The sequence below is a fragment of the Erythrobacter sp. S249 genome, from assembly GCF_057364975.1.
Map to the genome: position 1 here is coordinate 1,237,720 of NZ_CP200287.1, position 26,180 is coordinate 1,263,899.

29 protein-coding genes and 1 riboswitch are annotated in these 26,180 nt (G+C 57.5%); of the genes, 12 read left to right on the forward strand and 17 right to left on the reverse strand.

Annotated elements, in window-relative coordinates:
• Positions 1 to 15: 15 nt before the first annotated feature.
• Positions 16 to 1,305, reverse strand: coding sequence for a dipeptidase (locus AC0V6V_RS05730; protein WP_486164480.1), 1,290 nt, complete (start codon positions 1,303 to 1,305; stop codon positions 16 to 18).
• Between the two features lie 139 nt (positions 1,306 to 1,444).
• Between AC0V6V_RS05730 and AC0V6V_RS05735 the strand changes: the two genes are divergently transcribed.
• On the forward strand, positions 1,445 to 1,873 hold the full coding sequence (locus AC0V6V_RS05735) for a DoxX family protein (RefSeq protein ID WP_486166053.1): 429 nt from the start codon (positions 1,445 to 1,447) through the stop codon (positions 1,871 to 1,873).
• Between the two features lie 29 nt (positions 1,874 to 1,902).
• Here AC0V6V_RS05735 and AC0V6V_RS05740 read toward each other — a convergent pair whose 3' ends face one another.
• Entirely contained in the window at positions 1,903 to 2,154 is a 252-nt protein-coding gene (locus tag AC0V6V_RS05740) for an SWIB/MDM2 domain-containing protein (RefSeq protein ID WP_472640715.1), read from the reverse strand.
• Positions 2,155 to 2,211: 57 nt separating this feature from the next.
• Positions 2,212 to 2,802 carry a YbhB/YbcL family Raf kinase inhibitor-like protein gene (locus AC0V6V_RS05745; protein WP_486164481.1) on the reverse strand — a complete coding sequence of 197 codons (591 nt, stop codon included), beginning with the start codon at positions 2,800 to 2,802 and terminating at the stop codon, positions 2,212 to 2,214.
• A 289-nt stretch (positions 2,803 to 3,091) separates the two neighbouring features.
• Here AC0V6V_RS05745 and AC0V6V_RS05750 point away from each other — a divergent pair, with 289 nt between their 5' ends.
• The gene (locus AC0V6V_RS05750; protein ID WP_486164482.1) at positions 3,092 to 4,534 is read left to right on the forward strand and encodes a S41 family peptidase; all 1,443 of its coding nucleotides are present in this window, start codon (positions 3,092 to 3,094) and stop codon (positions 4,532 to 4,534) included.
• 28 nt (positions 4,535 to 4,562) lie between these two features.
• Here the strand turns inward: AC0V6V_RS05750 and AC0V6V_RS05755 are convergent, their stop codons facing one another.
• The 5 genes from AC0V6V_RS05755 to AC0V6V_RS05775 form a co-directional block, all read right to left on the reverse strand.
• Positions 4,563 to 4,961, reverse strand: a complete 399-nt coding sequence (locus AC0V6V_RS05755; RefSeq protein ID WP_486164483.1) for a response regulator — start codon at positions 4,959 to 4,961, stop codon at positions 4,563 to 4,565.
• Positions 4,961 to 6,043: a PAS domain-containing protein gene (locus tag AC0V6V_RS05760; RefSeq protein ID WP_486164484.1), complete on the reverse strand. Its 1,083-nt coding sequence runs from the start codon at positions 6,041 to 6,043 to the stop codon at positions 4,961 to 4,963. Before AC0V6V_RS05760 ends, AC0V6V_RS05755 begins: the two co-directional genes overlap by 1 nt.
• 231 nt (positions 6,044 to 6,274) lie before the next feature.
• Positions 6,275 to 6,709 carry a hypothetical protein gene (locus tag AC0V6V_RS05765; protein WP_486164485.1) on the reverse strand — a complete coding sequence of 145 codons (435 nt, stop codon included), beginning with the start codon at positions 6,707 to 6,709 and terminating at the stop codon, positions 6,275 to 6,277.
• A complete protein-coding gene (locus tag AC0V6V_RS05770) occupies positions 6,706 to 7,095 on the reverse strand; it encodes a COG3650 family protein (RefSeq protein WP_486164486.1) in 390 nt (129 codons plus the stop codon). Before AC0V6V_RS05770 ends, AC0V6V_RS05765 begins: the two co-directional genes overlap by 4 nt.
• Before the next feature lie 228 nt (positions 7,096 to 7,323).
• Positions 7,324 to 7,890, reverse strand: coding sequence for a fasciclin domain-containing protein (locus AC0V6V_RS05775; protein ID WP_486164487.1), 567 nt, complete (start codon positions 7,888 to 7,890; stop codon positions 7,324 to 7,326).
• 209 nt (positions 7,891 to 8,099) lie between these two features.
• Between AC0V6V_RS05775 and AC0V6V_RS05780 the strand changes: the two genes are divergently transcribed.
• Both AC0V6V_RS05780 and AC0V6V_RS05785 read left to right on the forward strand, forming a co-directional pair.
• Positions 8,100 to 9,320, forward strand: coding sequence for an FAD-binding domain-containing protein (locus AC0V6V_RS05780; protein WP_486164488.1), 1,221 nt, complete (start codon positions 8,100 to 8,102; stop codon positions 9,318 to 9,320).
• A 123-nt stretch (positions 9,321 to 9,443) separates the two neighbouring features.
• Positions 9,444 to 10,646, forward strand: coding sequence for a hypothetical protein (locus AC0V6V_RS05785; RefSeq protein ID WP_486164489.1), 1,203 nt, complete (start codon positions 9,444 to 9,446; stop codon positions 10,644 to 10,646).
• Between the two features lie 76 nt (positions 10,647 to 10,722).
• On the opposite strand, the gene AC0V6V_RS05790 is transcribed toward AC0V6V_RS05785, so the two are convergent.
• From AC0V6V_RS05790 to AC0V6V_RS05800, 3 genes are all read right to left on the reverse strand, one after another.
• Complete coding sequence (locus AC0V6V_RS05790; RefSeq protein ID WP_472640703.1) at positions 10,723 to 10,950, reverse strand: hypothetical protein; 228 nt, start codon at positions 10,948 to 10,950, stop codon at positions 10,723 to 10,725.
• A gap of 215 nt (positions 10,951 to 11,165) precedes the next feature.
• Complete coding sequence (locus tag AC0V6V_RS05795; RefSeq protein WP_486164490.1) at positions 11,166 to 12,092, reverse strand: hypothetical protein; 927 nt, start codon at positions 12,090 to 12,092, stop codon at positions 11,166 to 11,168.
• Between the two features lie 304 nt (positions 12,093 to 12,396).
• On the reverse strand, positions 12,397 to 12,609 hold the full coding sequence (locus AC0V6V_RS05800) for a cold-shock protein (RefSeq protein WP_472640701.1): 213 nt from the start codon (positions 12,607 to 12,609) through the stop codon (positions 12,397 to 12,399).
• A 533-nt stretch (positions 12,610 to 13,142) separates the two neighbouring features.
• Between AC0V6V_RS05800 and AC0V6V_RS05805 the strand changes: the two genes are divergently transcribed.
• On the forward strand, positions 13,143 to 13,727 hold the full coding sequence (locus tag AC0V6V_RS05805; RefSeq protein WP_486164491.1) for a lipocalin family protein: 585 nt from the start codon (positions 13,143 to 13,145) through the stop codon (positions 13,725 to 13,727).
• Positions 13,728 to 13,756: 29 nt separating this feature from the next.
• Here the strand turns inward: AC0V6V_RS05805 and AC0V6V_RS05810 are convergent, their stop codons facing one another.
• Both AC0V6V_RS05810 and AC0V6V_RS05815 read right to left on the reverse strand, forming a co-directional pair.
• Positions 13,757 to 14,056: a GIY-YIG nuclease family protein gene (locus tag AC0V6V_RS05810; protein ID WP_486164492.1), complete on the reverse strand. Its 300-nt coding sequence runs from the start codon at positions 14,054 to 14,056 to the stop codon at positions 13,757 to 13,759.
• A gap of 139 nt (positions 14,057 to 14,195) precedes the next feature.
• Entirely contained in the window at positions 14,196 to 14,558 is a 363-nt protein-coding gene (locus AC0V6V_RS05815; protein WP_486138294.1) for an HPF/RaiA family ribosome-associated protein, read from the reverse strand.
• A 192-nt stretch (positions 14,559 to 14,750) separates the two neighbouring features.
• Between AC0V6V_RS05815 and AC0V6V_RS05820 the strand changes: the two genes are divergently transcribed.
• The 3 genes from AC0V6V_RS05820 to AC0V6V_RS05830 all read left to right on the forward strand — a co-directional run bounded on the left by AC0V6V_RS05820 (position 14,751) and on the right by AC0V6V_RS05830 (position 17,133).
• The gene (locus AC0V6V_RS05820) at positions 14,751 to 15,311 is read left to right on the forward strand and encodes a hypothetical protein (protein WP_486164493.1); all 561 of its coding nucleotides are present in this window, start codon (positions 14,751 to 14,753) and stop codon (positions 15,309 to 15,311) included.
• Between the two features lie 20 nt (positions 15,312 to 15,331).
• On the forward strand, positions 15,332 to 15,793 hold the full coding sequence (locus AC0V6V_RS05825; protein WP_486164494.1) for a YaiI/YqxD family protein: 462 nt from the start codon (positions 15,332 to 15,334) through the stop codon (positions 15,791 to 15,793).
• Positions 15,794 to 15,999: 206 nt separating this feature from the next.
• Positions 16,000 to 17,133 carry a Fic family protein gene (locus tag AC0V6V_RS05830; protein ID WP_486164495.1) on the forward strand — a complete coding sequence of 378 codons (1,134 nt, stop codon included), beginning with the start codon at positions 16,000 to 16,002 and terminating at the stop codon, positions 17,131 to 17,133.
• Positions 17,134 to 17,231: 98 nt separating this feature from the next.
• Here AC0V6V_RS05830 and AC0V6V_RS05835 read toward each other — a convergent pair whose 3' ends face one another.
• From AC0V6V_RS05835 to AC0V6V_RS05845, 3 genes are all read right to left on the reverse strand, one after another.
• On the reverse strand, positions 17,232 to 17,720 hold the full coding sequence (locus tag AC0V6V_RS05835; RefSeq protein WP_486164497.1) for a RidA family protein: 489 nt from the start codon (positions 17,718 to 17,720) through the stop codon (positions 17,232 to 17,234).
• Positions 17,717 to 19,612, reverse strand: a complete 1,896-nt coding sequence (thiC, locus tag AC0V6V_RS05840) for a phosphomethylpyrimidine synthase ThiC (protein ID WP_486164499.1) — start codon at positions 19,610 to 19,612, stop codon at positions 17,717 to 17,719. Before thiC ends, AC0V6V_RS05835 begins: the two co-directional genes overlap by 4 nt.
• A gap of 48 nt (positions 19,613 to 19,660) precedes the next feature.
• Positions 19,661 to 19,770: riboswitch (TPP riboswitch) on the reverse strand.
• Positions 19,771 to 19,847: 77 nt separating this feature from the next.
• A complete protein-coding gene (locus tag AC0V6V_RS05845; protein WP_486164501.1) occupies positions 19,848 to 20,447 on the reverse strand; it encodes a thiamine biosynthesis protein ThiC in 600 nt (199 codons plus the stop codon).
• 85 nt (positions 20,448 to 20,532) lie between these two features.
• Here AC0V6V_RS05845 and AC0V6V_RS05850 point away from each other — a divergent pair, with 85 nt between their 5' ends.
• The 3 genes from AC0V6V_RS05850 (at position 20,533) to AC0V6V_RS05860 (ending at position 24,078) form a co-directional block, all read left to right on the forward strand.
• On the forward strand, positions 20,533 to 21,234 hold the full coding sequence (locus AC0V6V_RS05850) for an SOS response-associated peptidase family protein (RefSeq protein ID WP_486164503.1): 702 nt from the start codon (positions 20,533 to 20,535) through the stop codon (positions 21,232 to 21,234).
• A gap of 152 nt (positions 21,235 to 21,386) precedes the next feature.
• Positions 21,387 to 22,712, forward strand: a complete 1,326-nt coding sequence (locus AC0V6V_RS05855; protein WP_486164505.1) for a DUF1036 domain-containing protein — start codon at positions 21,387 to 21,389, stop codon at positions 22,710 to 22,712.
• 19 nt (positions 22,713 to 22,731) lie between these two features.
• Complete coding sequence (locus AC0V6V_RS05860) at positions 22,732 to 24,078, forward strand: hypothetical protein (RefSeq protein WP_486164507.1); 1,347 nt, start codon at positions 22,732 to 22,734, stop codon at positions 24,076 to 24,078.
• Here AC0V6V_RS05860 and AC0V6V_RS05865 read toward each other — a convergent pair whose 3' ends face one another.
• Complete coding sequence (locus tag AC0V6V_RS05865; protein ID WP_486164508.1) at positions 24,079 to 24,954, reverse strand: MBL fold metallo-hydrolase; 876 nt, start codon at positions 24,952 to 24,954, stop codon at positions 24,079 to 24,081. It abuts the gene before it with no gap.
• A 145-nt stretch (positions 24,955 to 25,099) separates the two neighbouring features.
• On the opposite strand from AC0V6V_RS05865, the gene AC0V6V_RS05870 reads away from it, so the two are divergent.
• Positions 25,100 to 26,116, forward strand: coding sequence for a cupin-like domain-containing protein (locus AC0V6V_RS05870; RefSeq protein ID WP_486164510.1), 1,017 nt, complete (start codon positions 25,100 to 25,102; stop codon positions 26,114 to 26,116).
• The last annotated feature ends 64 nt before the right edge of the window (positions 26,117 to 26,180 follow it).

Genomic DNA, 26,180 nt, shown 5'->3' on the forward strand with positions numbered 1-26,180 from the left:
CCCCATCAGGGTGACTCACTCACTAGGTTCAATCAGCGTCTCGATTGGCGGCATTGCTGAAACACTGCTCGAATAGCGTTCAGCTGCCCGCAAAACGCGTATCGCATTGAGACTTGAAATCAGCTCAAGCTCCGTTTGTGAATAGCCGCGCCGGGCAAGCTCTGTGAAGAGCGCTGGATAGCCTGCGCTGTCTTCCATGCCGATCGGCCCGGTTGGCATCCCGTCGAAATCCGCCCCTATCCCGATATACTCAACGCCCGCGACCGAGCGGATATGATCGATGTGATCGGCCATCTGGCTCACTGGTGTCTGAGGCTCTGGATTGGCCGCATCCCACTCTTCCATGGCCGCTTCAACAATGCTTGGCTGCCCCTGGTAGAGCGATTCCTGCCGCGCTAACTCTGCCTCGCGCTGGCTATACCACTGGCGCCGTTCTTCATTGAGAAAGCCGGGCAAGCCAACGACCATCACAATACCGCCATTTTGAGGCAATCTTTCGAGAACTGAGTCGGGCACATTGCGCGCATGGCCATTGATTGCGCGCGCGCCGGAGTGGCTGAAGATCACCGGAGCGCGAGTCGTATCAAGCGCGTCCATCATTGTTTCTTCGCTGACGTGGCTGAGATCGACCAACATCCCAATGCGGTTCATCTCGCGGATCAAGTCTTTGCCGAAATCGGTCAAGCCGCCATGCTCGGGCGTATCCGTCGCGCTGTCAGCCCAAGGCGTGTTTCTGGAATGGGTGATCGTCATATAGCGCGCGCCTAGCGCATACATTTGCCGCAGGACCGCGAGGCTGGAGCCGATTGAGTGGCCGCCCTCCATTCCCAGAAACGAGGCAATCCGCCCCTCAGCCATAGCGCTTTCCGCCTGATCCGCGGTCAACGTCAGCTGCAATTGATCGGGATAACGCGCGATCAGACGCTTCATCACGTCGATCTGCTCCATCGTCATCTGCACGGCCTCTGGCTCGCTTATGTTGGTGGGCACATAAACCGACCAATATTGCGCGCCGACCTTACCCTGCGCCAGACGCGTCAGGTCAGAATGCATCGCCCGGCCCTGAGGATGAGTCGCGCCTGTGCCCGTCGTATCCACAAAGTCAAAATCATTGATCTGATTGTCGAACCGCGAGCGCAGCTGGATCGGCACATCGTTATGGCCGTCAAATACTGGTGCAGCCTCAAGCGCGGCCGCTGCGAGCGCTTCTGCGGGATCTGGCGCGGCTGCTTCGCCGCCTGCCTCTTGCGCAGCAAGCGGCGATGTCAGCAGGGAAGCGGCGAGCAAGGCGGCGGCATATTTCATGGCAAAAACAGCTCCTAAGCATGGTCCAGATCGGCTAGGTCTTGTCTTAGCAAGCAGTAGAGCGAAGGGAAGCGGCTTTCTGCAAAGCGGCGGGGAATGACCAATCAACAATTCAATTGAGCAGCGCCAAGGCGAAACCATCGCTGCGGGCCAGCGAGAAAGCAGCGTAAAGCGTTGGAGCCGTGCGGTCTTGCGGGTGATTTTGGCTGCATTTTACGGCTATGCTGGCTATGCCCATATCGCCACGCCGGGGCCATTTCTGGCGATCACGCCAGGCTTCGTGCCCGCACCAGAGGCGGTCGTCTATTGGACAGGAATTGCCGAGGTCGCCGGCGCAATCGCCTTGCTTCAGCCCATTTCTAAGCCTCTGAGGCAGGCGGGCGGCATCGGCCTTGCTCTTTATGCGCTGTGTGTATGGCCCGCCAATATCAACCATTTTGCCATGGACATGGCGAGCTCCGATGGCGGTCTCGGGCTTGGCTATCATATTCCGCGAATGATCGCGCAACCGATATTGATCTGGTTGGCGCTGTTCGCTGGAGAAGTGGGCTGGCGACGCCGCACATAATATGCGCGCGGCGCCGCCAGCGATCACTCTTAGGTGAGGTGCTTAGACACCGCAGCCGTCATTTTGAACATTGAGATCTGATCTTTACCGATCACAGCGCTGAGCTTGCCATCAGGATTGATCTGACGCTTGTCTTTGCTGTCTTGCAGGCTGTTGCCCTTAATGTACTCCCAAATCTTCGACGTCACTTGTGCGCGCGTCATCGGGCCTTTGCCGATAACAGCTTCAAGTTCAGACGAAAGCTGCACTGGTTTCTGCAGTGCGTTAGTCTTTCCAGCCATAATCCTCTCCTTCTCAGTGGTGGCAGGTTTCAAAAAATCAAAGTCACGTATTCAACTTCAAATATCGTCTTCAGCCCAGTCGCCTTCATCCTCAGCGGCAGAACCAGTAAATGGGGCGACCAACAATGCGCTGGCGACTATCGACCCTTCTAATGTCGCCAACAAATCCGCGCGGGTCGCCCCGGGCATCAATGTCAGCGGCAATTCCGTTGCAAACAATTGGAACACATATTGCCGCGTCTCACCCTCTGGCGGGTTAGGCAGCAACCATTCCGAATTGCCTTTTGAATTCTTTCCGACGCGCGGAGGCGTCTCACCTTCCAGCAGCATGCCCTTTTGGCCCTTGAGCCCCCAGACTAGCCAATGGCAATCCGGCTCATCCCCGGCACTGGTCGCGTCTTCTACGATAAGCACCAATTCTTGTGTACCAGGAGGCGGCGCATTCCACTCAAGTGGCGGCGCGACAGCGTCCTCTTCTTCAGCGCTGAAGCAAGGGTCAAGTTCTTCACCAGGACCAAATGCCGGGCTGGTCAATTTGAACCCGCCGCGAGCAAAATTGCGTTCGCTGCCCAATTGCGCAATCGCCAAGCCCGCATGCTGCGCAGACGCAGGCAGTGCAGTTTTGAGCCAATCAGGCAAACCCGTCATCGAAACAATTCCCTCCTAATTCTCTTTGCAAACTAGGCGCATCGGATCGCCAAGACGAGAGTTTTAGCTGAGCTTTGCCCCGGTTTCTGAGGAAAACTCATCCAAAATTGTGAAAAGTTGTATCCAAATGGCAGAATTCCAGCCTTTCGTTGATGCCCATTGCGAGCAGGCGTGCCTGACATTCGCCCATTAACAGGAGAGTAATCTTGCTCACTAGGGGTTCATCAGCCATGCTGATTGTATAGAAAACATCCATCAAAGACGCTTTTGTAAGTCGGAGTCGCACCGCATGACGATTGGTCGCATTACCCTATCTACCCTCCTCGCAATCTCATTGGCCGCTTGTGGCGGCGGTGGAGGATCCGGTCAAACGACCGGTGGCGGCACCGCGGGCGGCGGGACTGGTGGAGGAACGAGCGGAGGCACACCAGGATGCACGCTCGCCGAGCAACAACAATTCGCCAAAGACGTAATCGATGAATGGTACCTGTTCCCGAATTTGATCGACAACACTGTTGTGGCCAGCAATTTCACCGACCTTCAAGGTTATCTGGACGCATTAGTCGCCCCCGCCCGTGCTCAGCAGCGCGATCGCGGCTTTACCTTCGCAACATCCATCGCCGAAGAGAACGCGCTGATTAACTCCGGTTCTAATGCGGGGTTTGGCATCAGGCTTGCCTATGACACGGTCAACGACCGCGTGTTCGTGCTTGAGGCTTTTGAAAATGCACCTGGGTTTGGCGCAGGCATTGATCGCGGCACAGAATTGCTCGCGATTGGCACAAGCAGTGGTAACTTGCAGAACGTATCCTCCCTGATGTCGACGGGCGGACCGCAAGCGGTGATAGATGCACTCGGCCCATCCACAGCCGGCACCACTAGGGTGATCCAGTTCCGCACAGCGGCCAACACGACCAGCGAATCCAGTATTACAAAGACTGATTTCTCACTTGATCCGGTATCTGACCGATACGGGGCGCTGATCCTGGATGATGCGGGCAAAAAAGTTGGCTACCTCAACCTTCGCACCTTTATTGTCGCCAGCGCCTCTGACGAGCTGCGCGAGGCCTTTGCGCTGTTCCAAAGCGAAGGAGTGACCGAACTGATCATCGACTTCCGCTATAATGGCGGCGGTTTGGTCGATGTCGCGGATCTGCTCGGCGACCTTCTGGGGCAAGGACGCACCGGTCAGGTGTTCAGCGAGACGGTCCTGCGGGCCTCGAAATCCGCGGAAAATTCAACCGAGCTGTTTCAAACAGAGGCCAACGCAATCCAGCCAACCAAAATCGCATTCATTGGCCGCATAGGCACGGCTTCCGCTAGCGAGCTCGTGATCAATTCGATGATCCCTTATTTAGGCAACAATCTAGCGCTGGTCGGAGATGACACCTCGGGTAAGCCAGTGGGTCAATTTGGCTTTGACCTTGCGGCCTGCGATCTCAGGGTTCGCGCCGTGACGTTCCAAACCAACAATGCCGACGGGAACGGTGAATATTTCAACGGGCTCGCAAGCGAAGTGCCCAACACTTGCCGAGCCGACGATGACATCTTCACGCCATTTGGCGATCCGACCGAGGCCTCTATCGCAGCAGCTCTGGATTTTCTGGGCGGACGAACCTGCATCGCCATTGGCGCTGCCGGAGTGCAGCAAGCTCTGGGTTCTGGGCGTCAGACGATGCTGCAACCCGATCGCCCGAATGCCGCGCAGTACGAGATCCCAGGGCTGTTCTAAGGCAAGCGACCCGCAGGGCCCGAGAGACTTACTCTGCAGTGATGTGAACGGCCCTAGCATCCGTGCCTTGCGAATGCGCGATTGCGGCTGCGATGACCTTGTCAGCGGAGGCTGGCTTAGCAATCAGCTGTGCGTCGAGCTCGCGAATGCGTTCATTATGGCGGTCCAGATCGCCCGAGTGCAGGATGTAAGGAATGTCCAGACGCTCAAGCTCATGCGCAACCGGGAAGCATGTCAGTCCATTGCCAAGCGACACATCGAGGATGGCCAAATCGATGTCGCGTCCGTGAGTCTGAATATGACGGTGAGCCGTTTCACAATTTGTCGCAGTGAGCGGTTTGCAGCCGAGATCTTCAGCGGCAAACTCCATATCCATCAAGATCAAGGGTTCGTCTTCGAGCAGCAATATCGTGTAGCTCTTGGCCATCACACGCTCCTTACCGGCAGTGTGATAACGGCTTTCAAGCCAGTTTCGTTCCAGTTGCGCTCTATTGTTCCGTCAGTCGTGGCGAGCAGCCGATCGACGATTGCTGTGCCCGTCCCGGCTTCAATTTGATCCAGGTCAACAAGAGGGCCGCCTTCTTCCGTCCAGGTGATGACGAGGCCTTCTGTGTCCTGCGCTGGCATCCAGCTTACTGTGACCTTACCCTCTTCAGTGGCCCAGGCCCCGTGCTTGGTGGCATTGGCCGCGAGCTCGTGGAGGATGAGGCCGACAATGGAAATGACCGTGAACGGCATGCGCACCCCATTGCCCAGCAAGATCATGCGCTCTTCGTCACGGTCATAGGGCAGCAGGACTGCTTTGATCGCTTGCCCAATATCAATGCTGCCAGACGAAGCATCATCCAGCGTCGTCTCATACGCACGGCCTAGCGCCTGAATGCGTGAGTTGATCTCATCAGCTTCGGCGCGAATGCCGCGCACCCGCCCAGTGACATTCACAATGCCGGAGATCACTGCGAACATGTTCTTCATGCGATGCGAGAGCTCGCGCGCCATTTCTTTGGCATGGCGTCCCTCAGAACGCGCCGCGCGAACGTCGGACACGTCCCATTGGCTGCCGAAAAAATAGACGAGTTCGCCCTCGCTATTGTAGATCGGCCCGAGGTGCAGAGCGTTCCAGAATGTGGTGCCATTCTTGCGGTAATTGAGCAGCTCAACCACCACCACATCTTCATTGGCCAGCGCTTCACGAATGCGCGCCACAGGCTCTGGATCGGTTTCAGGCCCCTGCAGGAACCGGCACGACCGGCCTAAGATCTCGTCCTCGCCATATCCGGTCAGGCGGCGAAATGCCCGGTTGGCAAATACAATCGGCAGATCTGGCTTGTGCGGATCGCAAAGACAAATCGCCATGCGGGTCTGCGCCATGGCTTGTTCAAACAAGACGCCTGATGCGCCAGAAAATTGGTCGCCTTTGTGACCGGCCCGAAACCTCTCGGGCGCGTCATCAAAACTCAAGGCTGCTTGTCCGGATCGCTTAGGATCGCGTTCTTCGTCGGTGCTCACTGTAGTCCGCTTTCCCGAGGCATAAATTGACGCCGCGGTGATATCTGTTCATTGCCATCTAAACGGCAAACAGACGCATGCGTTCCGAGAAATTCGGTGGGTCAAGACCGGCGGGTTGGTAAGCTATTGCACTATAGGGATTTTAGCTGAGCGAGCGCTGTTTCTGATCGTTCTAACGTCGCGGCAAGCGGCGGTTTTGGGGGCTCAGAGAGATGCTGCGAGCCACCCAAATCAGATCTCGTAGTCGTCTATCACGCTCATCAAAAACACCAGGAATCCGACCGCAAAGATCCCGTCTGCGACCAAGCCGCCTGCCACCATTGGATCGACTGTCTGAGCACCGAAAACCTGAGGCGCGAGCAGCGCCAAAATGCCAATCTTGCTCAAGATACCGGCCCACAAAATTGGGCCAAAGCGCATCGGTTCGCGCGCAACATGGAAATAGACGATGCCAAAGCTGAAAATGAACAGACCAATGATCCGGGCGTCAATCGTCGCCTCTGGGCTGAGCATACCTGCGAGGCCAATGATCAAATTGAAGACCGCCGCGGCCCAGAAGAACATCCGCCAATAGCGAGAAACGGAATAGGCGCTCGCCATGCCTGCGGTTTCGCTGTCGGTAATCGCTTGATCATCGTCCACCTGGACATCATGCGCATCGTTCATTCGGATTCGTCTCCAGTGATCGGATTGCTGTCGGTGTAGCCGCAACCAAGCAGCGTCACATCACCCAAATTGACAGTAGCCGTGAATGGGTATTCAAAATCGCTCATGCCGTCGCTGCATTCGCCTGGGGTTACGGCGATCTGCAAACTCTCACCAGCAAGCTCGCCAGAGTACCCCAGCCCGTTATTGCCTGAAAACCGGCGCACTTCTGTGACTTCACCTTGGAGGTTTTCAGGGCTGGAATACGTCAGCTTGGTGCCATCAATCGCCATGCTCCAGAACGGCTCAGTCCCGCTCAAGGTGATCGTTTCATCATCGGAAATGCCGGCAAAATTCTGCGGCGTGTCAGCGCGGTTATCCCCGCTGGCTGCGCAAGCGGAACACATCAATATTCCCAGCGCCAGCCAGGAAATTCGCCCTATACCAATCATCTAACGCCCAACTCTAAGTACTTGATCAAGGATGATAGAGCACCTTGCCCATGGCGTCACCACCTTGTTGCAGGCCACCAACAAATTCGTGATCGCAGTGGTCCATTGACATCACCAAACAGCAAAAAGGCGGATCCCTCGCAGGACCCGCCCTTTTCTCAGCTTTGTTCAAAGATGCGTAAATTACTGCGGCATCAGCACCGAATCGATCACATGGATCATACCGTTTGATGCTTCCACATCGGTCGCGGTCACGGTCGCAGTGCCGCCAGCCGCATCGGTCAGTACCACTGCGCCATCGACGACATTTGCTGTCAGCGTTCCGCCGTTTACAGTTGGAATTTCATAGCCGCCTTCGCCCGCGCCTTCGATTGCGCCAATGAGCGAGGCCGCATCAACTGCCTGAGCAACAACGTGGTAGGTCAGGATCGTGCCAAGTGTTTCGGTGTCTTCGGTGGTCAGCGTTTCGACTGTGCCTTCCGGCAATTTCGCGAACGCATCATTGGTTGGCGCGAACACGGTGAACGGACCTTCACCCGACAGCGTTTCACCCAGTTCAGCGGCGTTCACTGCTGCTACCAAGGTCGAGAAGTTGTCATCGCCAACGGCCACGTCAACGATCGTGCCGGGTGCCACTTCTTCCGCTGCCATTGCATCTTCGGTTGCGACATCATCGGTCGCCGCTTCTGGTGAACAGGCGGCAATCGACAGAGCGATGGTTGAGGCCAAGGTCACTTTAAGGGTGTTCATAGGGATCATCCTTGTAATATATACAAAATTTGTGTCGTTCGTGAAGGAACGGGAACAAGCCGTTTTGCTGCTCGCTCACAGTTACGAACGAGCCGCCGGAATAGATGTTCCGAAATTTATTGTGCGTTTGAGCACGAAAATTACACAACTCGGGATCTGCGCCGCGCATTTTGTTGGAACCCGCGCGCGAGCCTCTGGTTGTCCTTTCTATGAAATGGACCCCTACCCGCGCCGCTGGCCTTGAACAATTTGCCGACTTCTTGCCCAAGGCCGGGCGTCGCTATGCTGATGCGCGTAATTTTGACGACGGAATGGGCCGCAGCAATGTCTCGCTGCTGTCGCCATGGCTGCACGCAGGACTGCTAAACGAGGCTGAAATCTGCACCTCTGTGCTGGCACAGCACAGCCCGCATAAGGCAGAGAAATTCATCGCTGAGGTGTTCTGGCGGGTCTATTTCAAAGGCTATCTCGAACAGCGCCCCAGCATCTGGTCACAGTTTTGCGAGGATCGTGACGCGGCCTTTGCTCGGCTAGACAGCAACACCGGCCTGCAGAAAGCATATACCGAGGCTGTCGACGGACGCACGGGTATCGAAGCATTCGATGTGTGGGCACGCGAGCTTGTGGATACAGGCTATCTGCACAATCACGCCCGCATGTGGTTTGCCAGCATTTGGATTTTCACGCTTAAGCTCGATTGGCAGCTTGGCGCAGACTTCTTCTTGAGAAACCTGATTGACGGAGATGCAGCCTCGAACACTCTCAGCTGGCGCTGGGTCGCAGGCCTGCACACCAAGGGCAAGGTCTATCTCGCTCGCCCAGACAATATCGCCACCTACACGGTCAATCATCCAGATGGTCCGTTGCCGGCTGAAGGTCTGGCAACCGAAGCGCCTGCGCTCGAAGAGCCTCGCGACCACCAGAAGCGACCATTGTCGCTGCCCGATGTTCCAAGCGATGACGCATTTGCTGAGCCGTTTGCCCTGCTGCTGCACGATGAAGCGGCGAGCCACGCGCCGCTGACGCTGCCTAAGGTGCCGAGCTTGGTCATTGGGGCCGCTCGCCCCGCCGCGCGATCTCCGCGTGAGGTGAGTGATAAGGCGCTGAGTTTTGCTGAGGAAGCCGTCGCGGACTCGCTCAGCAAAGCTGCCGATGCGTTTGGCTGCAAATCCACCGTCTGGGACAGCGAGCAAAGCCTTGCTAACTTGCTGTCAGATGCCGGGGTCGCGCGGGTCGTGTCGCCGTATTTACCCATTGGCTGGACACGCGATGCTCTGTGGCCTGAGCTGTCCGAGCTGGAAACAGAGGGTAACCTCGTCACTCTGCTGCCAGAACTTGACCGGGCCACTTGGCTGCACGCCAAAGCTGGGTTTTTTGGCGTCAAGAAGCAGATCGAGAGCATTTTGGGTGAGCTTGGCATCGGCAGCTGATACGTGCCCGTCTGAAATGTGCGCTCGATCTTGCCATAACCGCGTGAGGCGCGGTGCATAGTTAACCGGAAACTTACGCCTGCTGCCTTACAGTCTGGGTATTGGAAACCGGGACCCAAGACGATGAAATATCCGAACCGTTTGCAAACCGCTTTGCTGTTCGACCAGCCGTACGACATTTTGGAGGCGGCGGTGCGCGATTTCGCTCGGATCGAAGAGATGAAATCGGGCGCGATTTTCAACGTGCCTGAGGCCAATCCGAGCAAATTCTACCGGTTATTCAACGGTTCAGAAGAACTGATGCTGACCTTTGAATATATCGATGCTCCAGCCAATCCTGACGCATTCACCGCCGCGTTGTCATCGACAATCACTGGCCTTCTGTGCCCGGACATTCGCGAACGCATCGCTCGCTCGCGCAGCCACATCCTGCTGGAGGTGTCGCATGGGGTGATGGGAGGTGTCGAAAACGACCCTAAGATCGCCGAGATGTTTCAGCAGATCGGCGTAAAACAAGCGGGCGCGACGCGGGAGCAATTTGACCGGCGGCTCCAAGTTTTGGCCTTGATGAGCCGGATTGTCACCGACCATGCCAGCCCATCCGCTGTGCATTGGACGCAGTCAGATCAACTGATCTCTGGCGAGATGTTTGATAGTTTTGCCGCTATGGATGCGCCAAGTCCGCTTCACATACACCCGTATTTGTTCGGACCGCAGGCAGGCCCTGGCGAAGATCAACTGCTCGGCATTCGCACCTATGGCGCGCGCCATTGGCTGGGCCGAGAATTCGTGATCAAACCCAATGTGCTGCCTTGGGCGGCCAATTTCGAAACCATCCTTGGCTTCATGAATGTGAGCCTGGTGGAGAACGGCTATGTCATCCCTGATGGCGATATCTTTGGGCCGGAAGACCGCAGCCTTTCATACAGGGTGAATTGGCGCGATGCCGACCCAGAAGATGGCGAAGCTGGTTTGGCGTTTTATGAACTCACTCCGCTTAAGCATGTGGAGCATGGTTTTCTCGCGGAGGATCACGTGCCTGAGGAGAACGCCATCAATGATCGGGCCTTCCCAGCCGACCTAATGCCAGAGGAACAGGACGCCAAGGTCGAGCTCGCCAACGAATGGGCCGAGAAACGCGCCATGGCCGAAGGTATTGGCGGGAGGTTTGAAGTTCGCGCGATTGGAGACGGCGGTGCACAGCCACCTGATCCAGACACGCCAAAGCCAGTCCAAGTCAGCCAACCGACGCCGAGCAATCCGGGCATGCCTAGCCTAAGCGGCAAGGGGTTGCGCGCGAAAGTGTTTGGCCGAAAAGGGCTTTAGAGCGCAGCATTTGCCCCCTCAGCGAAAGGCTGAGAGGCCATACTATGATGCGCTAGACATGCGGATTTAAGCGCTTTTAAGCGCTGGCTGCTTCGGCCGCTTCAGCTTCTGCTGCACGGCGTGCAGCGCGTTCTTCATCGGCGCGAGCGCGATCTTGTACGGTCTTGCGAGCCTGCTCGGCCAAACCACGCCAGGTTTTTTCAGCCCGCAAATGCCGCTCGCGCACGTTCGCGAGATCAGACTTTTCCGCTTGCGCCGCGGCTTCGTCTGCGCGTTCGCTGTAGAATTCGTATGTTTGGGCCATGCAATGGTCTCTCTTTATGCTCCGGCTGAGCAGGGGTCAGAGTGCATGCAAGCACTTGGCCTGTCTTGCCGCTCGCAAAGCGTAGCGGTGCCGGATTCTTTGGATAGGCCGACAGGTTAGCAGATTTATGCACAAATACCTAATTCGCTCAGCTTTCTTGGTAAACGCGCACGCAAGCACTCGCACCTTGCGTCGACCATTCTTGCCCGTTTTGACTAGGCAGCCTTGTCGACCGAGCGCCCGCGTCCGAACAAGCGGCTGAAGAAACCACGCTTCTTTTTTGGTTCAGGCTCTGGTGCCTCTTCTATGATCTCATCGACCTTGCGGCGCAGATCAGCGCCGGAGAATTCCTTCTCTTCTTCAACCACTTTACGCTGGATGAAGGTCTCTGCTTGGATAGATGCAAGCTCAGCCGCCGGACGGCGTTCTGCAACCTGCTCAGTCGCAGGCCGCGCCAGCACGCTGATCAGCTCGGGGCGCATGTCCTCAACCGCGACAACCGCGCCGATGCCGATAGGGTGCAGGTGCTTTTTCACGCGCGCGGCAATGGCCTGCTGGCACCTAAGCGCGCGCCACCAACAGCCAACTACGTACTCAACGTAACGCAGCGGCGCTTGCGGCGGATTGTCATCGCGGAAGAAGTGACGCTGTTTGTGGAACAGCAGCGCGGTGTTGAGCGGACCAAACCCCTCAATTTCAAGATAGAGTTCAATGTCCTCTTCTTTGCCAGCCCACGCCGGACCTTCTTCGTTGCCGCATTCCGCGATGATCTGTTCAGCGGGCGTATCGGAGAAGGCATAGCCCTCGTCCGTGTAAAGCATGGCGGCGAGGAAAGGCTCATGCGTCTTGCCCTTTTCAAAGGCGAGATCTGGCGGGTTCGCCGCAACGATGATCACCGTGCTGACAGGTTCGCCTTCAAGTCCATCGACGCAATCGAATACGTCTTCGAGGCCATTGATCTCAACCGCATCATGATCCAGCTGACGGCACAGTTCAGCCACCGGGGTGTCCATGGTCGCAATATGCTCTGAGAGGATTGCCTCAGCAGCATCGAAATCCGAGGCGGCAAACAGCGCATGCAAGTGCGCCTCAAAAGCCTTTTCCCCTTCGGCAGTCGCGAAGACTTCCTGCAGCTGATGCATTCTCAAAACCCCTTAGTAACGATCCGCACTGACACAAACGGCCAGCCCCGCTGGTATGCAGCGAAATTCTTCCAGCGCGTTAACCGTGCATGGCTACCATAGGGTTAATACGGAGGTTACTGTGGTGCATTTGCTCGCTTCTAACCACAGTCAGTGCGAGTAGGAAAGCGCTGTGGCGGCCGTTGGCCTGCGTCATCAGCGCTTCATATCTTGGCTCAAAGTGCCCGAGCCGATTGCGCATTGTCCCGCGCAGAGGGATTGCAACGGGGCAGAGCCATCACAGCCCCGCCCCGCTACGGATCGCTTAGTCAGCAGCTGACAAGTTTACAGCGCTTTCTTTACCATTGCGGCCTTCTTCGAGGTCGAAGTTGACGCGCTGGTCCTTATCAAGCGATTGCATGCCGGCGGCCTGCACTGCGCTGATGTGGACGAAGCTGTCATTCGAGCCATCGTCAGGCTGAATGAAGCCATAGCCCTTGTCAGTGTTGAAGAACTTTACGGTTCCAGTCTTAGACATAGTCGTTTCCTTTCAAGCGAAACGGTAATTGCCGTGCCCCAATGTGAGGCATGGTTGTGCGTCAAATCGTCAAATGAAAGGAAGTCGTCGTCTGGTTTACGCCGGGGGCCACAGGGGCCAAACGGCGGAAGGCAAATCTCGAAGTCCGTCGCAAATCTCGACGTCAGCAACGCGCAACTAGCAGACATTTGGGCAATCACCTAATTTGAAGGAGTTAGCCGTAATTTCTGCGCCGCCATGTGAGGTCGCTTTTTGCACGCTCTCAAGTCCCATTCCTCGACTCGCCGCACGCACAGGGCGCTTGGAACAGCTGGAACACAGTCTAAGGCCAAAAACCATCCGATCACAGACACGCCTATTGATCGAAAAAATCGATTGAAGACTGCGAGCGGTATCGCGGCAATTGTCAGGAAAATTGGCCATCCGCATGGTCTAAACCCCGCGCCCATCAGTAGGAAAGCCTGAGCGCCGCCTCAGACCATCCCGCCGCCGCAAAATGGCATTTCCGCCCGCACTGTGGCACAGCCATGCGCATGACATTCAAACACGCCCCCCGCGCACTTCTAACCCTGCTCGCCGCAACCACGCTCGCCGCATGCACCGGCTCCCCAGGCCCTGTCGGCAACACGGCCGTGCCAGAGCCCGCAAAGCCGGTTGCGCTCGCATCCTACCTTGGGACGTGGCACGAATATGCCCGCTATGAGGCACCGTTTCAAAAGGGCTGCGAAGGCGTCACCGCGACCTATTCGATGCGTGACGACGGCAAGATCGCCGTGCTCAATTCCTGCCGCGAAGGCGGGCTTGATGGCGAACTCAGCGAAGCCAAGGGCCGCGCCAAAGTGGTCGAAGGATCAGACGGCGCCAAGCTGAAGGTCAGCTTCTTTGGCCCGTTCTACGGCGATTATTGGGTGCTGGACCGCGGCGAGCCAAACGCCGAGGGGCAATATCCGTGGTCGATCGTCGGCGAGCCATCAGGGCGCTATTTATGGATGCTCACCCGCGAGGCCCAGCCCAGCGCAGAACTGCGCGCCGCGCTAGAAACCCGCGTGCGCGAGCTGGGGTATGACTGGGATTTGGTGAGGAAAACGGAGCAAGCGCCCGCCACCCCGTCATCCTGAACTTGTTTCAGGATAACAAGCCACAAGCCTCACTCTCGCAAACCCAGCTCCACACTCAGATCAATCCAATTGGAGTTCTCTTCCTCCACCAGATTGATCTTCCAGTCTCGGTGCCAATTCTTCAGCTTTTTCTCGCGCGAGATCGCGTCATACATGCTCTCAAACATCTCTATCCTGACGAGACGTTTGCAATTTCGCCTTTTGGCAAACCCTTCGATTGCGCCGGTGCGATGTTGCCACACGCGCTGAGCGAGATTGGAAGTAACGCCGATATAGATGTAACCGCGACGACCGCTCGCTAAGATATAGACGCAAGGTTGTTTGGCCATATGCTAACCGTCATGCTGAATTCACTTCAGCATAACAAGTGAAGCATCTCTTAGGCGGTTATCCTGAAACAAGTTCAGGATGACGAGGTATTATGACGGTCCCGGACCACCAAAGACCAGCCTCCAGGCGCCACTCCCCTCACATCTCCTTATCAGGCCGCGGGTCGTGCTTGTGTTTTTCCTGCTTGCCCAGCACGCGTTCCAGCCGCTGGGCCATGGTGTTCGCCGCCTTGCGAGCCGCCGTGTCCACATCGCCCGCATGCTCGGTAACGCCAATCGGCTTGTCTCCGCGTGGGCGCGCTTCGATCATACAGGCTTTGTCATCATCGCCGCCCTTGCGCGCATTGTCATCGCGCACGTGAACCTCCAGCCGGGTGAGGCGATTTTCGAACCGGGCGAGCTTGTGCCGCACGGCATTTTCAATCCGCTCTGCGACGTTTGCTGTGCCCATAACGCTGCTGTCAGAGTTGAACTGGAACTGCATGGTTTCGGTGTTTGGCATCGGGGGCGACGCTCCTCTCTTACGGGGTTTGTTGTGCCATTAGATATGGGGAGCCGCCCCGGAATTTCGAGGGATTTCGGAAGAGTGTTTTGCTTGTTTTTACCCTCAGGCGCTGAACAATCCGGCCCAAATGTGTATGAAGCCGCGAACCGATCATCAGACCAGCTGAAATTTAGCGTCAGGAAACCCATCATGCCAAAACAGTCTCTTCCCCGCCCGATCCTCTCATTCAGCGTCATCAGCGCCGCTTTATTGAGCGCCTGCTCCCCTGCGAGCGACGACACGGCCGAAGGCGGCGCCATTCTCGAAGAGGCGCCTGAAACGATCTCGACCGAGATTGATTTGGCCAACATTCCCGAAGGTATTCTGGCGGCTGCTGAAGAAAAGATCCCCGGCATGACCATTGCTGAGATTGAGAAGAAGGAACGCGAAGGCAAAACCTTCTTCGACGTCGAAGGCACGCGCCCCGATGGCAGCGAAGTTGAACTGGATATGCTGCAAGGCGACGATGGTTCTTTCACCGTGGTGGAGGTTCAGCGCGATCTTGATTGGGCCGACGTACCCGAAAATGCTCGCGCCGTGACCGAGGGCGTTGACGGCATGTTCGTGCCGGTGCGGGTCATCGAAAGCGTGCAGAACGACGGCACCGTAATTTACGAATTGTTCGCCGAGGGCAAACCCGAAGCGCCATCGGCGGAAGTTTCGGTAAAAGACGGCCAGGCCGAAATGCTAACCGAGCGCTGGGAATTCTAAAGCCTGAAAGCGCCCTGCTGATGCCCGATGCAATAACTATTCTGGTCGATGCCGATGCCTGCCCGGTAAAGGACGAGGTGTACCGCGTCGCGGAGCGGTTTAAGGCCGAGGTACGCATCGTCAGTAATTCGCCATTCCGCATCCCCGATCACCCGCGCATAACGCGGATTGTCGTCGATGATGGCTTTGACGCGGCGGATGATTGGATCGCGGAAAATGCGGACCCGCGAAGCGTGGTGATCACCGCCGACATTTTGCTGGCGGAGCGGTGCCTAAAGGCAGGCGCGGCGGTGCTGTCTCACAATGGCAAACCGTTCGATGCCGCCAGCATCGGCAGCGCAATCGCAACCCGCGCCATTATGGAAGACCTGCGCGCCGGGATGGACGGCATCGGCGGCGGCCCACCGCCATTCTCAAAGGCCGACCGCTCGCGGTTTTTGCAAAGCTTGGACCGGGTGTTGGTGAAATTGGGGCGGGGTTAGTGCTGGAATGGCAGGTGCGTGAGCTTTAGCCATTTGAGTATGGTTTTGGACACTTCGTCATACTCAAATCGAATTGACCATCATAGATTGCATACAAACTACGTTGAATATAACGCAGAGCGAAATGTGATAAACAAACAACCTTGCGCTTAGCTCATGATAGTCTAATCAGTTTGTCTATCAAAAAGTGCGAGGTTTTAAAGTCAATGGCTGACATACAGGGTTACGATCTGAGCAATGCAGTGAGCTATCACCTTGGTCAATTTCCTCCAAAGAAAATTGATTATCAGCTACTTGCCACGTCGCTCACAGGTGCAACCAGCGCTTTGGCAAGATACGATACCAAGCTTGAGGGCTTACATAACAAAGAGCTGCTACTGGCCCCGCTTAGGAACGCTGAAGCTGTCGTTTCATCAAGAATCGAAGGTACGATAGCCACTTTGGACGAAATCCTCCAAATTCAGGCTGATGAAGAAGAGGACGAGGATGATCTTAGCACTTATCGCCAAGAGGCGATTGAGGTGTTTTCGTACACCAGAGCGGTAAAACGAGCTCAACAATTGATAACAAAAGGGATACCGATCTCCTCACGCTTGATTCGTGAAGCACACTCACAGTTGCTCTTCTTCGGACGCGGAGCAGATAAAGCTCCCGGTCAATTCAAACGAGAGCAAAACTACGTTGCAGACCGGCGAAAACGCGAAATACTGTTCATCCCAGTTGAGCCAGACCGCTTAGAAGATGGGATCGCTTCACTAGAGTCATACATACACGATCAGGCTATCGAGCCATTAGTCCAAACAGCAATTATGCACTTGGAGTTCGAGGCTCTACACCCCTTTAAAGATGGCAATGGGCGTTTAGGCCGTATGCTGATACCACTCAATTTGTGGCAGAGGAATGTCATTCACGCTCCTCACTTCTACGTAAGTGCTGCCATTGAAGAGCGCAGAGAGGAATATGTGGATCGTCTGCGGCACGTCTCTTCAGATGGGGATTGGAATGAATGGATTCTGTTCTTTTTAGAAATCCTTACCCGGCAAGCGGAGATCAACATCGCAATAACGGATCGCATAAACGAATTGTATCAAGACATGCAGGTTCATTTCCGCGATTTACTCAGTTCACAATGGTCCCAACCTGCTGTCGACTACATCTTCGGAAAGCCGGTTTTCCGAAATAGTGCATTCACGACTTCCGCGGGCATACCTCAACAAACAGCTCATCGAATGAGTCGAATACTAACGGACGTTGGGCTTCTAAGGGTTGTCGAGCCAGCAGCAGGCCGCAGGGCGGCATTGTTGGCGTTTGATCCACTTCTTGAAATAGTGCGCAACTAGCCACTCACTCACTCCTCCGGCAAGTACAGCTTCTGCCCCATATCCCTATATTTCTCGCTCATTTCTTCCATGCCTTTGAGCGCTGCTCCGCACCGCCCTCACTCCTTAGGTGTCACCCGCGCGGTGATCTTGATCTCGATTACACCGCCTGGCGAGAACAGCCGGTCCACGTCAATCGCGGTCCATGCTGGAAAGGGCGCTTTGATATAACGGTTTTTGACCGCGCTAAATGCGGGCATCGAGGCTTCGATATCGGTGTGGTAGGTGGTGAGATCGATCACATCGTCCCAGCTTGAGCCTGCGCGCTCCAGCACGCTGCCGAGATATTCAAACGTGCTCTCAAGCCCCTCTTCGCTCAATGTGCCGTCCTGTCCCCCGCCGACGATCACGCCGGACAGATAGACGGTGTCGCCGTGGATTACCGCTTCGGAAAAACCGAACTGTTCCATAAAGGCGCGCGGACCTTCCGCTTCGGGCATGAGTGTTTGCTTCTTCGAAGAAGCTTCTGTGTGATCGTCCGCCTGCGCGGCGGTACCCGCGAGGCAAAGTGCGCCCACGATTGCGGTGGATTTGATCAGGGCCTTCATGCGCCCTCCTCCGGCAAGTACAGCTTCTGCCCCATATCCTTATATTTCTCGCTCATTTCTTCCATGCCTTTGAGCGCCGCTTGCTTGCTGGCCTCGGCGGTGTCTGCGCCCAGTTTTTCCGCGGCTAGGAACGTCTCGGGGCTTTCATTCTGCTTCGCGGCGAAATCGCGCACTTCCTGGCTGATCTGCATCGAGCAGAACTTTGGCCCGCACATGGAGCAGAAATGCGCCGTCTTCGCGCCTTCAGCTGGCAGGGTTTGGTCGTGATATTGCTCGGCGGTCTCCGGGTCGAGCGACAGGTTGAACTGGTCCCTCCAGCGGAATTCAAAGCGCGCCTTTGACAGGGCATCATCGCGCACCTTCGCCGCCGGGTGCCCTTTCGCAAGGTCGGCTGCGTGCGCCGCGAGTTTATAAGTCACAACCCCGACCTTCACATCGTCGCGGTCGGGCAGGCCGAGGTGTTCCTTCGGCGTGACGTAGCAAAGCATCGCCGTGCCGTACCAGCCGATCTGCGCCGCGCCGATGCCGCTGGTGATGTGGTCATATCCCGGCGCAATATCGGTGACGAGCGGGCCGAGGGTGTAGAACGGCGCCTCGCCGCAGACCTGCAGCTGCTTTTCCATGTTCTCTTTGATCTTGTGCATGGGCACGTGGCCCGGCCCCTCGATCATGACCTGCACGTCATGCTTCCACGCGCGGTGGGTCAGCTCACCCAGGGTGTAAAGCTCGGCGAATTGCGCCTCGTCATTGGCATCCGCGATGGAGCCCGGGCGCAGGCCATCGCCGAGGGAATAGGCGATGTCATAGGCCTTCATGATCTCGGTGATGTCGTCGAAATGCTCGTAGAGGAAGCTTTCCTTGTGATGCGCGAGGCACCATTTCGCCATGATAGAGCCGCCGCGCGACACGATGCCGGTCACGCGGTTCGCGGCCATCGGCACATAGGCCAGGCGGACGCCTGCGTGGATCGTGAAATAGTCGACGCCTTGCTCGGCCTGCTCGATCAGAGTGTCGCGGAAAATGTCCCAGGTGAGGTCTTCTGCGACCCCGCCGACCTTCTCCAGCGCTTGGTAAATCGGCACGGTGCCAACCGGCACAGCGGAATTGCGGATGATCCATTCGCGGGTGTCGTGAATGTTGCGACCCGTAGACAGATCCATGATCGTATCCGCGCCCCAGCGGGTCGCCCACACCATCTTATCGACTTCATTGGCGACGTCTGAGGCGACGGCGGAATTGCCGATATTGGCGTTGATCTTGACCAGGAAATTGCGCCCGATCGCCATCGGCTCGGTTTCCGGGTGGTTGATGTTGTTGGGAATGATCGCGCGGCCGCGAGCGACCTCATCACGCACGAATTCCGGCGTAATCACCGTTGGAATTTCCGCGCCCCAGCTCTCGCCATCGCGCACCAGATCAGCGGCCACTTCGCGGCCCAGGTTCTCGCGCTCGGCGACATATTCCATCTCCGGCGTGATGATGCCTTTGCGGGCATAGTGCATCTGGCTGACGTTCATGCCCGCCTTCGCGCGCAGCGGGCGCTTCACCGCATTCGGGAATTGCGGGACGCCGCCGCTGCGATCTGGGCCGAGCTGGCCGTTGTCCTCTGGCTTTACTTCGCGCGCGTCATATTCCTCAACATCGCTGCGGGCGAGGATCCAGTCACGGCGCTTCGCCGCAAGACCCGCATTGATGTCGATGTTGACGTTCGTGTCGGTGTAGGGACCGGAGGTGTCATAGACGCGCACCGGCGCCTCGCCGCCCTCCAGATCAATCTCGCGCATGGCGACCTGAATGCCGCTGCCTGTGCGTGCGCCGATATGGACCTTGCGACTGCCACGGATGGGCCCGGTGGTTACGCCGATTTCGACCGGTGAGTTGATGTCTGCCATGCGAAGTGTCTCCTAGTAGCGGAGAGCGGACTTCTGGCCTGTCTACAGACGATTATGCCAGCCGCTCCCTCCGCCGATGTTAGTCGGTTCAGGTTCAACGGGTCAGGCGGTGCTTATCCCGCCCCTCTCAGCGCGAGCGCGCTCCCCGGGGATGTAAGGCTTACTAGGCGTGTCGCGCCAATGCGTCCAGCCGAATGACGACCGACCGCATGAGGCGAGAACGATTTTGAAAGCTTCAGTCGTCTTTGACCGCGACCGATAGGCACAGCGCCAGCAGCAAGGTCGCAAGAACGCCTGAACCACCAGCAAGCGGCAGATCGCCTGAGAAGCCGCGGCCCAGCGCCATCGAAAGGGTGTTTGTGATCAGAGCAACCACACCAACTGCTGCTGTGAGACCGCCCAGCGCTTTACCGCCAGCGTTCATCTTGGCCATGCCGAATACAATCGCCGCGAGACCGAGCAAGACCTTAGCCGCATTGTAGACCATGAAGGAGAAGGCAACGATCGCGCCAGCCAACGGAGTGAGCGCTTCGGAAGCCTGTGCCGCTTCACGGAAGGGGCCAAACATCGTCAGGCCAACGCCGACCTGAACAACATTGAGCACCGCGCTCATCGCGATCGCGGAAAAGCCAAGGCTATAACGTTTGGACTGCACCAAAGCGGACCCAGAAAACGCCGCCATAATCACAAAAATGAACGCCTCCACGCCCCAAAGCCACAGGCGATTAACCTCCGGTGCGCCAAGGTAAAGTGCTGTATAAATCGGCTGTAAGAGAGCCGCAGCAAAGATCAAAAAGATCAAGGCTTGAACTGTGCGTTTCAGTGTAAATTCCATTGAAATGGACCCCTTATTGAAGGCAGTGTATTCGGCAGCGTTCGTAACGCGCAGGTGAAAGGTTACATCCTCCGATGAACATTTTTTGCACGCTGAGCAATCATGTTCTGCTGGCCATCACCTTCATCGTCTTCGGAACCGGCGTCTGACCCAGCTCTACCGCCTCGATGCGAGGGCCGCCGATGTTGCGCGGCGATTTGGCGCGGCGCCGGGCGAAGACCCGTGGGCGGGCGGCTATGTTGCCCCGCTCAACTTTGCGCCTGTTATCACCGCAGGGCGCGAATTCATCGCTGGTTCGCGGCCCTCTGGCGGACGGCTCAGCCCGCGCATGACGCCGCGCCTATGGGGTGTGTTGCCACCTCCCAAGTCAGATGATCCGACCCGGCGCATTGCATCGGTGCGCAATCTCGATAGCCCGTTCTGGATCGGGAACCTGCGCAACAGCGAGTTCCGCTGCCTCGTGCCCGCAACCAGCGTCATGCTGTGGGGCAGCGGCACAGATTACGAAGGGCGGTGCCTAAAACATTGGTTCGCGCCGGAAGGTGGCGGGATCTTCGCTATAGCGGGCGTCTGGAAAGACGAGGACGTGCCCGCCTTCGCCCTGCTAACCCGCGACGCAGCGGGCACGCCGAGAGCTGCGGGTTGCAAGAGCATGCCGGTGATAGTGCCTGATAACGAAGCCGCGCGGCAAACATGGCTCCATGGCGGCTGGGACGCAGCGCGCAGCATCGCAGAGCAAAGCGAGCCTGCGCCACTCGTTGAGCTGGGTTCAGATCAGCCTGACTAACCGCTCGTGATCGGCCGCACTTTCGCGCCCTTCAAACTTCCCGTACCTTTGACAACAATCGCGTTCAGTATCCGCTCAACCCGGCGCATTACAAACGCCGACCAACAACAAAAGACATGGGTCGCAGACTGTTCACTTTGGGGGGAAGTGCCATGCGCTTTTCTAAGTCTGCAATTGTCGTTTCGGTTGTCAGCGCTGCGCTGGCGTTTTTCGCATCGCCTGCGCCGGACACATCAACAAGCCATATCAGTTTTGCCGCCTCGGCGGCTGCGCGAACACCGTGCGGCGGTGATGGGCAGCGCGCCTGCATTGCGATCGTGGATGGCGGCCCGATTGGTTGCCGCAAAGGCATCGTCGAGCGCAGCAAGAACGTGCTCGATCCCACCGCCGGTTACTGCGTTCGCGCCTCAGGTGGCTCCAAATCCATCCTGTCAAAGGCCGCGGTAAGGGCGGATCAATCCGCCGATCTGATCGGCAGGATTGCAACGACCTGGGCGAGTTGCCGCTTTCCCGCAGACATTTTGGCCAATCCGCACAGCAAAGCCTTCCACGACAATATCCTCGCCTCCAATTGCTACGAAGGGACGATGCAGCTCGCCGACGAAGCCGGTTACCGCACCGTCACCATCGGCTTTGTCAGCGGCGGCGGGATTGGGATTGGCGCAGAATTCGACAAAGGCTTTGCGTTCGATACGGCGGGACAACTTCCTGCCTCGCGCTATCGCACCAAAGCGCTTGAGTTCGGAACTCTGGGCGGCGGAAGCGGAATTGTGGTTGGGTTCTTCAAAGGTCGCAACCAACCCGGGTCAGGTGGCATCGCGGGAACCGCGCATGGCGGCAGCGGAGCCTATGGCAAGGATATCGGCATCTGGTACGGCTATGATGGCGCGTATCAGGGCCTCACGGTGGCTGTCACAGCGGGTCTGGGCGGTGACTTTGCTTATGTCCGCAATGAAACAGAGGTGTGGCGCACCAACCTGACCGGCAGCGTCATTCTGCCCGCGCAAAACAAGGCCCCGCCGCGCGAGGAAAAGCCCGCCTATGTTTACAAGCCGGTGCAGACCCAGCCGGGCAGCCTCGCGCAATATGAATATGCCGACCAGCAGACCGAGGTGCAATTTTGCAACCGCACACGCGAAACAGTCCATGTCGCTTTTGGCTATTACGATTGGGGCAAATATTCGCCTCGCTCCAATTGGTCTAGCGTGGGGTGGTGGACGCTTTCCGGCGGTCAATGCGCATGGGTCGGCTTGCCTGATCAAGCCGATGGCAGCGCCTATTATGGCGAGATATTCGTCGTCGGAAGAAGCGGCGAGGACCGCTGGCAAGCGCGCGACGGGATGGAGCTATGCGCCCCGTCAGGCCGAGCCTTTCATTTTGCAAAGACAGAGGCGATTAAATGCCAAATGCGCGATGTGATGATCGGCCAACGATATGTGGTCGGCCCTCACACCGACAATACGATACCGTTTGAATAATGCTGGGAGGAAATGACTGATGAAGACCCTTATTCCTATGGCTTTGGCAGCCGGAACGCTCGCTCTTCTACCTTCGCCAGCGATAGCATCTCACGGGCCGGGCGCGCCTGATTTTGAGCGCGGCGAGATGCAGCTTTACGCCTGCGAGGGCGGCTTCAAAATCACGGTGACCCGGCTCCAAGTGCTTGGTGAAAGCGCCGTTCAGGTGGGCTTCCCGACGGGGCGCGATGACAATTTGGCCGCGCTCCAATTGCTGCCTGCAACGCAAACCGGCAGCGGTGTCCGCTACGCATCGGACATCACCAGTTTTCACGAAAAAGGTGACACGGCGATTTTCAGAACTGAGGCATCGGCAAAGTCTGAGGCAATACCGTCAAGCACATGCACATTGGAGCGAACGGGGCCCCCTACCCCTGCCTCAGCAGGCAAGTCAGATTCCGTCACTCAGACCGCTAGAAATGGCAGCTATTGGGCCAAGGTCAAAACGGGCTACGGGGCCGATCCGTTCGCCGCGCCAACCTATTTCGAAATCGAAAATGTCTGCATCACCACCGATGGCAAACGCTTCTTTGGCATCCACCCGCCGGTTGGCAACGAACCCGCCTTTGCCATCACCGAAGACGGGCCGCTGGCAATCAATATTGGCGAAGTTGATGCAAGCGCAGGCGGGCGGCACTACAAAATCAGCAACCCTGATAACGTCGGTGAATTCCTGACCATGAACTTTATCGCGCCCGGCATGCGCGAGGCGGATCAGCCCAGCGCCACCGCGGGCCTATCGAGCATGACAGGCGATGATCGCCAGATCGATTGCACCGACAATGACCAAATCGTCTACATGGCGATGATTGAGGGCGGCGGCGTCACGATCTCATTCGAGGCGGGTGAACTGGTCTTACGTTTTCTAGGCAACAGCCCGGATGCGGGCGAGGAATTTCGCGGCGGCTTGTTCTCACGTTCGGCAGAAGAGGCAAGGTTCGATTTCTTCGTCGATGAAGACCGGGTGCGCTTTATCGCGAGTGATGCGGGCCAAATGCCGAGCGGATCGATTAGCGTCGACACGCCAGGGGAACGCCAGCCCCCTTCTGGCCCGATGGTCTATTTCCTGGCGAACCCCGATATGCTGGCGGAGCGTTTGCCGAGCCTAGCAGCCGGTGTCTCGCCGATGATCGACCGACTGTCGCGGTGCAATCATTTCGTTGGGGAAGCCAGCGAAGACGCGGAGCGCAATCAGCAGATCATGCAGGCTTGGGAGGAATTGGCCTGTGACGACATATCGGCTGAATACAAGTCAGCTTTGGCAGCAGCAGCGAGCGGCAGCCCGCTCAAATTCTACCTTCAGAAAAACAGCCCCGCCTGGGAGTGATCACTCGCTGGGCGTGGCAATGGGCGTGATGGCGACTTCCTCGCCGGCCTTAGTGAAATAGGTCCAATCGCTGCCTTCGAGGAAAGCGGGTGTCTGCACGGGAACATGCACGCCAATGGGCTTTTCTGCGTTGAGCGTGCGGTCGATCAGCACACCGGCCTCCTCTTGTTGGAAGAACCAAAACGGCACCATCACCACATTCGTTCGCGCGCAGCAAAAGAACTCTGAATTCATGGTGAAATGCTGCGCGGCGGGATCGGCATCGCCCATATGCATCACGCGGATCGGCGCGCCTGCGGCATTGGTCGCGGAAACCCGGAAGGTGATGTTGTGCACCTCGCTATGCCGCTCTGGCCAGCCTGCATGCGGGGTGCGCAAAGCCTCAACCACCGTCCCTGAGACCTCGATCCGTTCCGCCGCCTCGCCATTGCTGAGCGTGACGCTGGTGATCCGCTCGGCAAAGCCATCCTGCCACAGCTCATGGCCTTGCATCGCCTCTTCAGCCTGAGCGGGCGCGATCAATTGCACGCTCGGCTGCGCGGCCATCATGCGGTTGAGATATTCGGCGGAGAAGTGGTCACCATGCGCGTGGCTGACGAAGACGGCATCGACATTGTCGTAAGGCGCGCTGCCAGTGATGATCGCCTCGATCAGAGGCTCGCCCATTTCGGCGAGCGAGCCAAAATGATTGTCATACAAGGGGTCGAACAGAAACTTGGCCCCGCCCATATTCGCGCTGACCCCAGCATTCAGGATCGAGGTGACGGCATCGACGCTGCTGGTCTCACCAGCCGGGGCCTCAGATGCGGGCGCGGCCGAGCACCCCGCCAGCACCAATGCTCCCAAAGCCGCTGCGAACGCTGCGCGGTAAGCCATACCCATTCCTCTTCCATCCATCCATTTGAGGGCGAAGCTAAGCCGCAATACGGAGCAGGTCCAGTCGGCATGCGGGGGCATGACAAGCCCGTCCCTGCCACCTATCGTGCAGTCATCAGCATTCAGACCAAGGATTGGAGCCGTCTTGGACGCCCCGCAAACGCCCAGCATTGATGAGCTTACCAGCATCGACCGCACTGAGTTTGAAAGCGCGGTGGTGCAGGCTGGCCAGCCGGTTGTCATGCGCGGATTGGTGAGCCACTGGCCGGTGGTGAAGGCCGCGCAGCAATCGCCAGAGGCGCTGCGTGATTATCTGAACGCAGGCTATAACGGCCAGCCGGTGGAAACCTTCGTCTCCGCGAGCGGAAATGACGGGCGCCATTTTTACGATGAGCAGATGCGCGGCTTTAACTTTCAGCGGCAAAAGGCACCGCTGAACGCTCTGCTCGACAAGCTGATCGAGGTTGCAGACCAGCCCAATCCGCCCGCCATTTACGCAGGCTCCGTTCCGGCGGGCAGCTGCCTACCCAGCTTTGCGGTGGACAATGCGATGCCGCTGCTCGAAAACCGGATCGAGCCGCGCGTTTGGATCGGCAATAAGTCGCGCGTCGCGGCGCATATCGATGTCGAGCTCAACATTGCCTGCGCCGTGGCCGGGCCGCGCAAGTTCACACTCTTCCCGCCCGATCAAATCGGCAATCTCTACATCGGCCCGCTGGAATTCAATATGGCTGGCCCACCCGCCAGTCTTGTCGATTTCGCCAATCCCGATTTTGAGCGTTTCCCAAAATTCCGCCAGGCTTGGGACGCGCGCATCGAGGTTGAATTGCAACCGGGCGATGCGCTGTTCCTGCCGCCGTTGTGGTGGCATCACGTCACCGCTGATGGCGCGTTCAACATGCTGGTGAACTATTGGTGGCCGAGCGATCCGCGCGGCGTGCAAATGGCCTCGATGGCGCTGGCCATGCTGGCCATTCGGGAACGCCCCTTGTCGGAGAGGCAGGCCTGGAAGAGCCTCTTTGATCATTACGTGTTTGGCGAAGATGCACCGCAATCCGCTGACCACATTCCCGATCACGCTCGCGGCGTTTTGGGACAGGCGGGGACGGAGCGCGACAAGACCATCATCGGCTTTGTCATGCGTAGCCTCGGCATGCGCTAGGTCGCTCCGCTAAGCCTTGACCACACGCGCTGCGCGCCGCAATCCTTAAGCCAACACCGCCAAC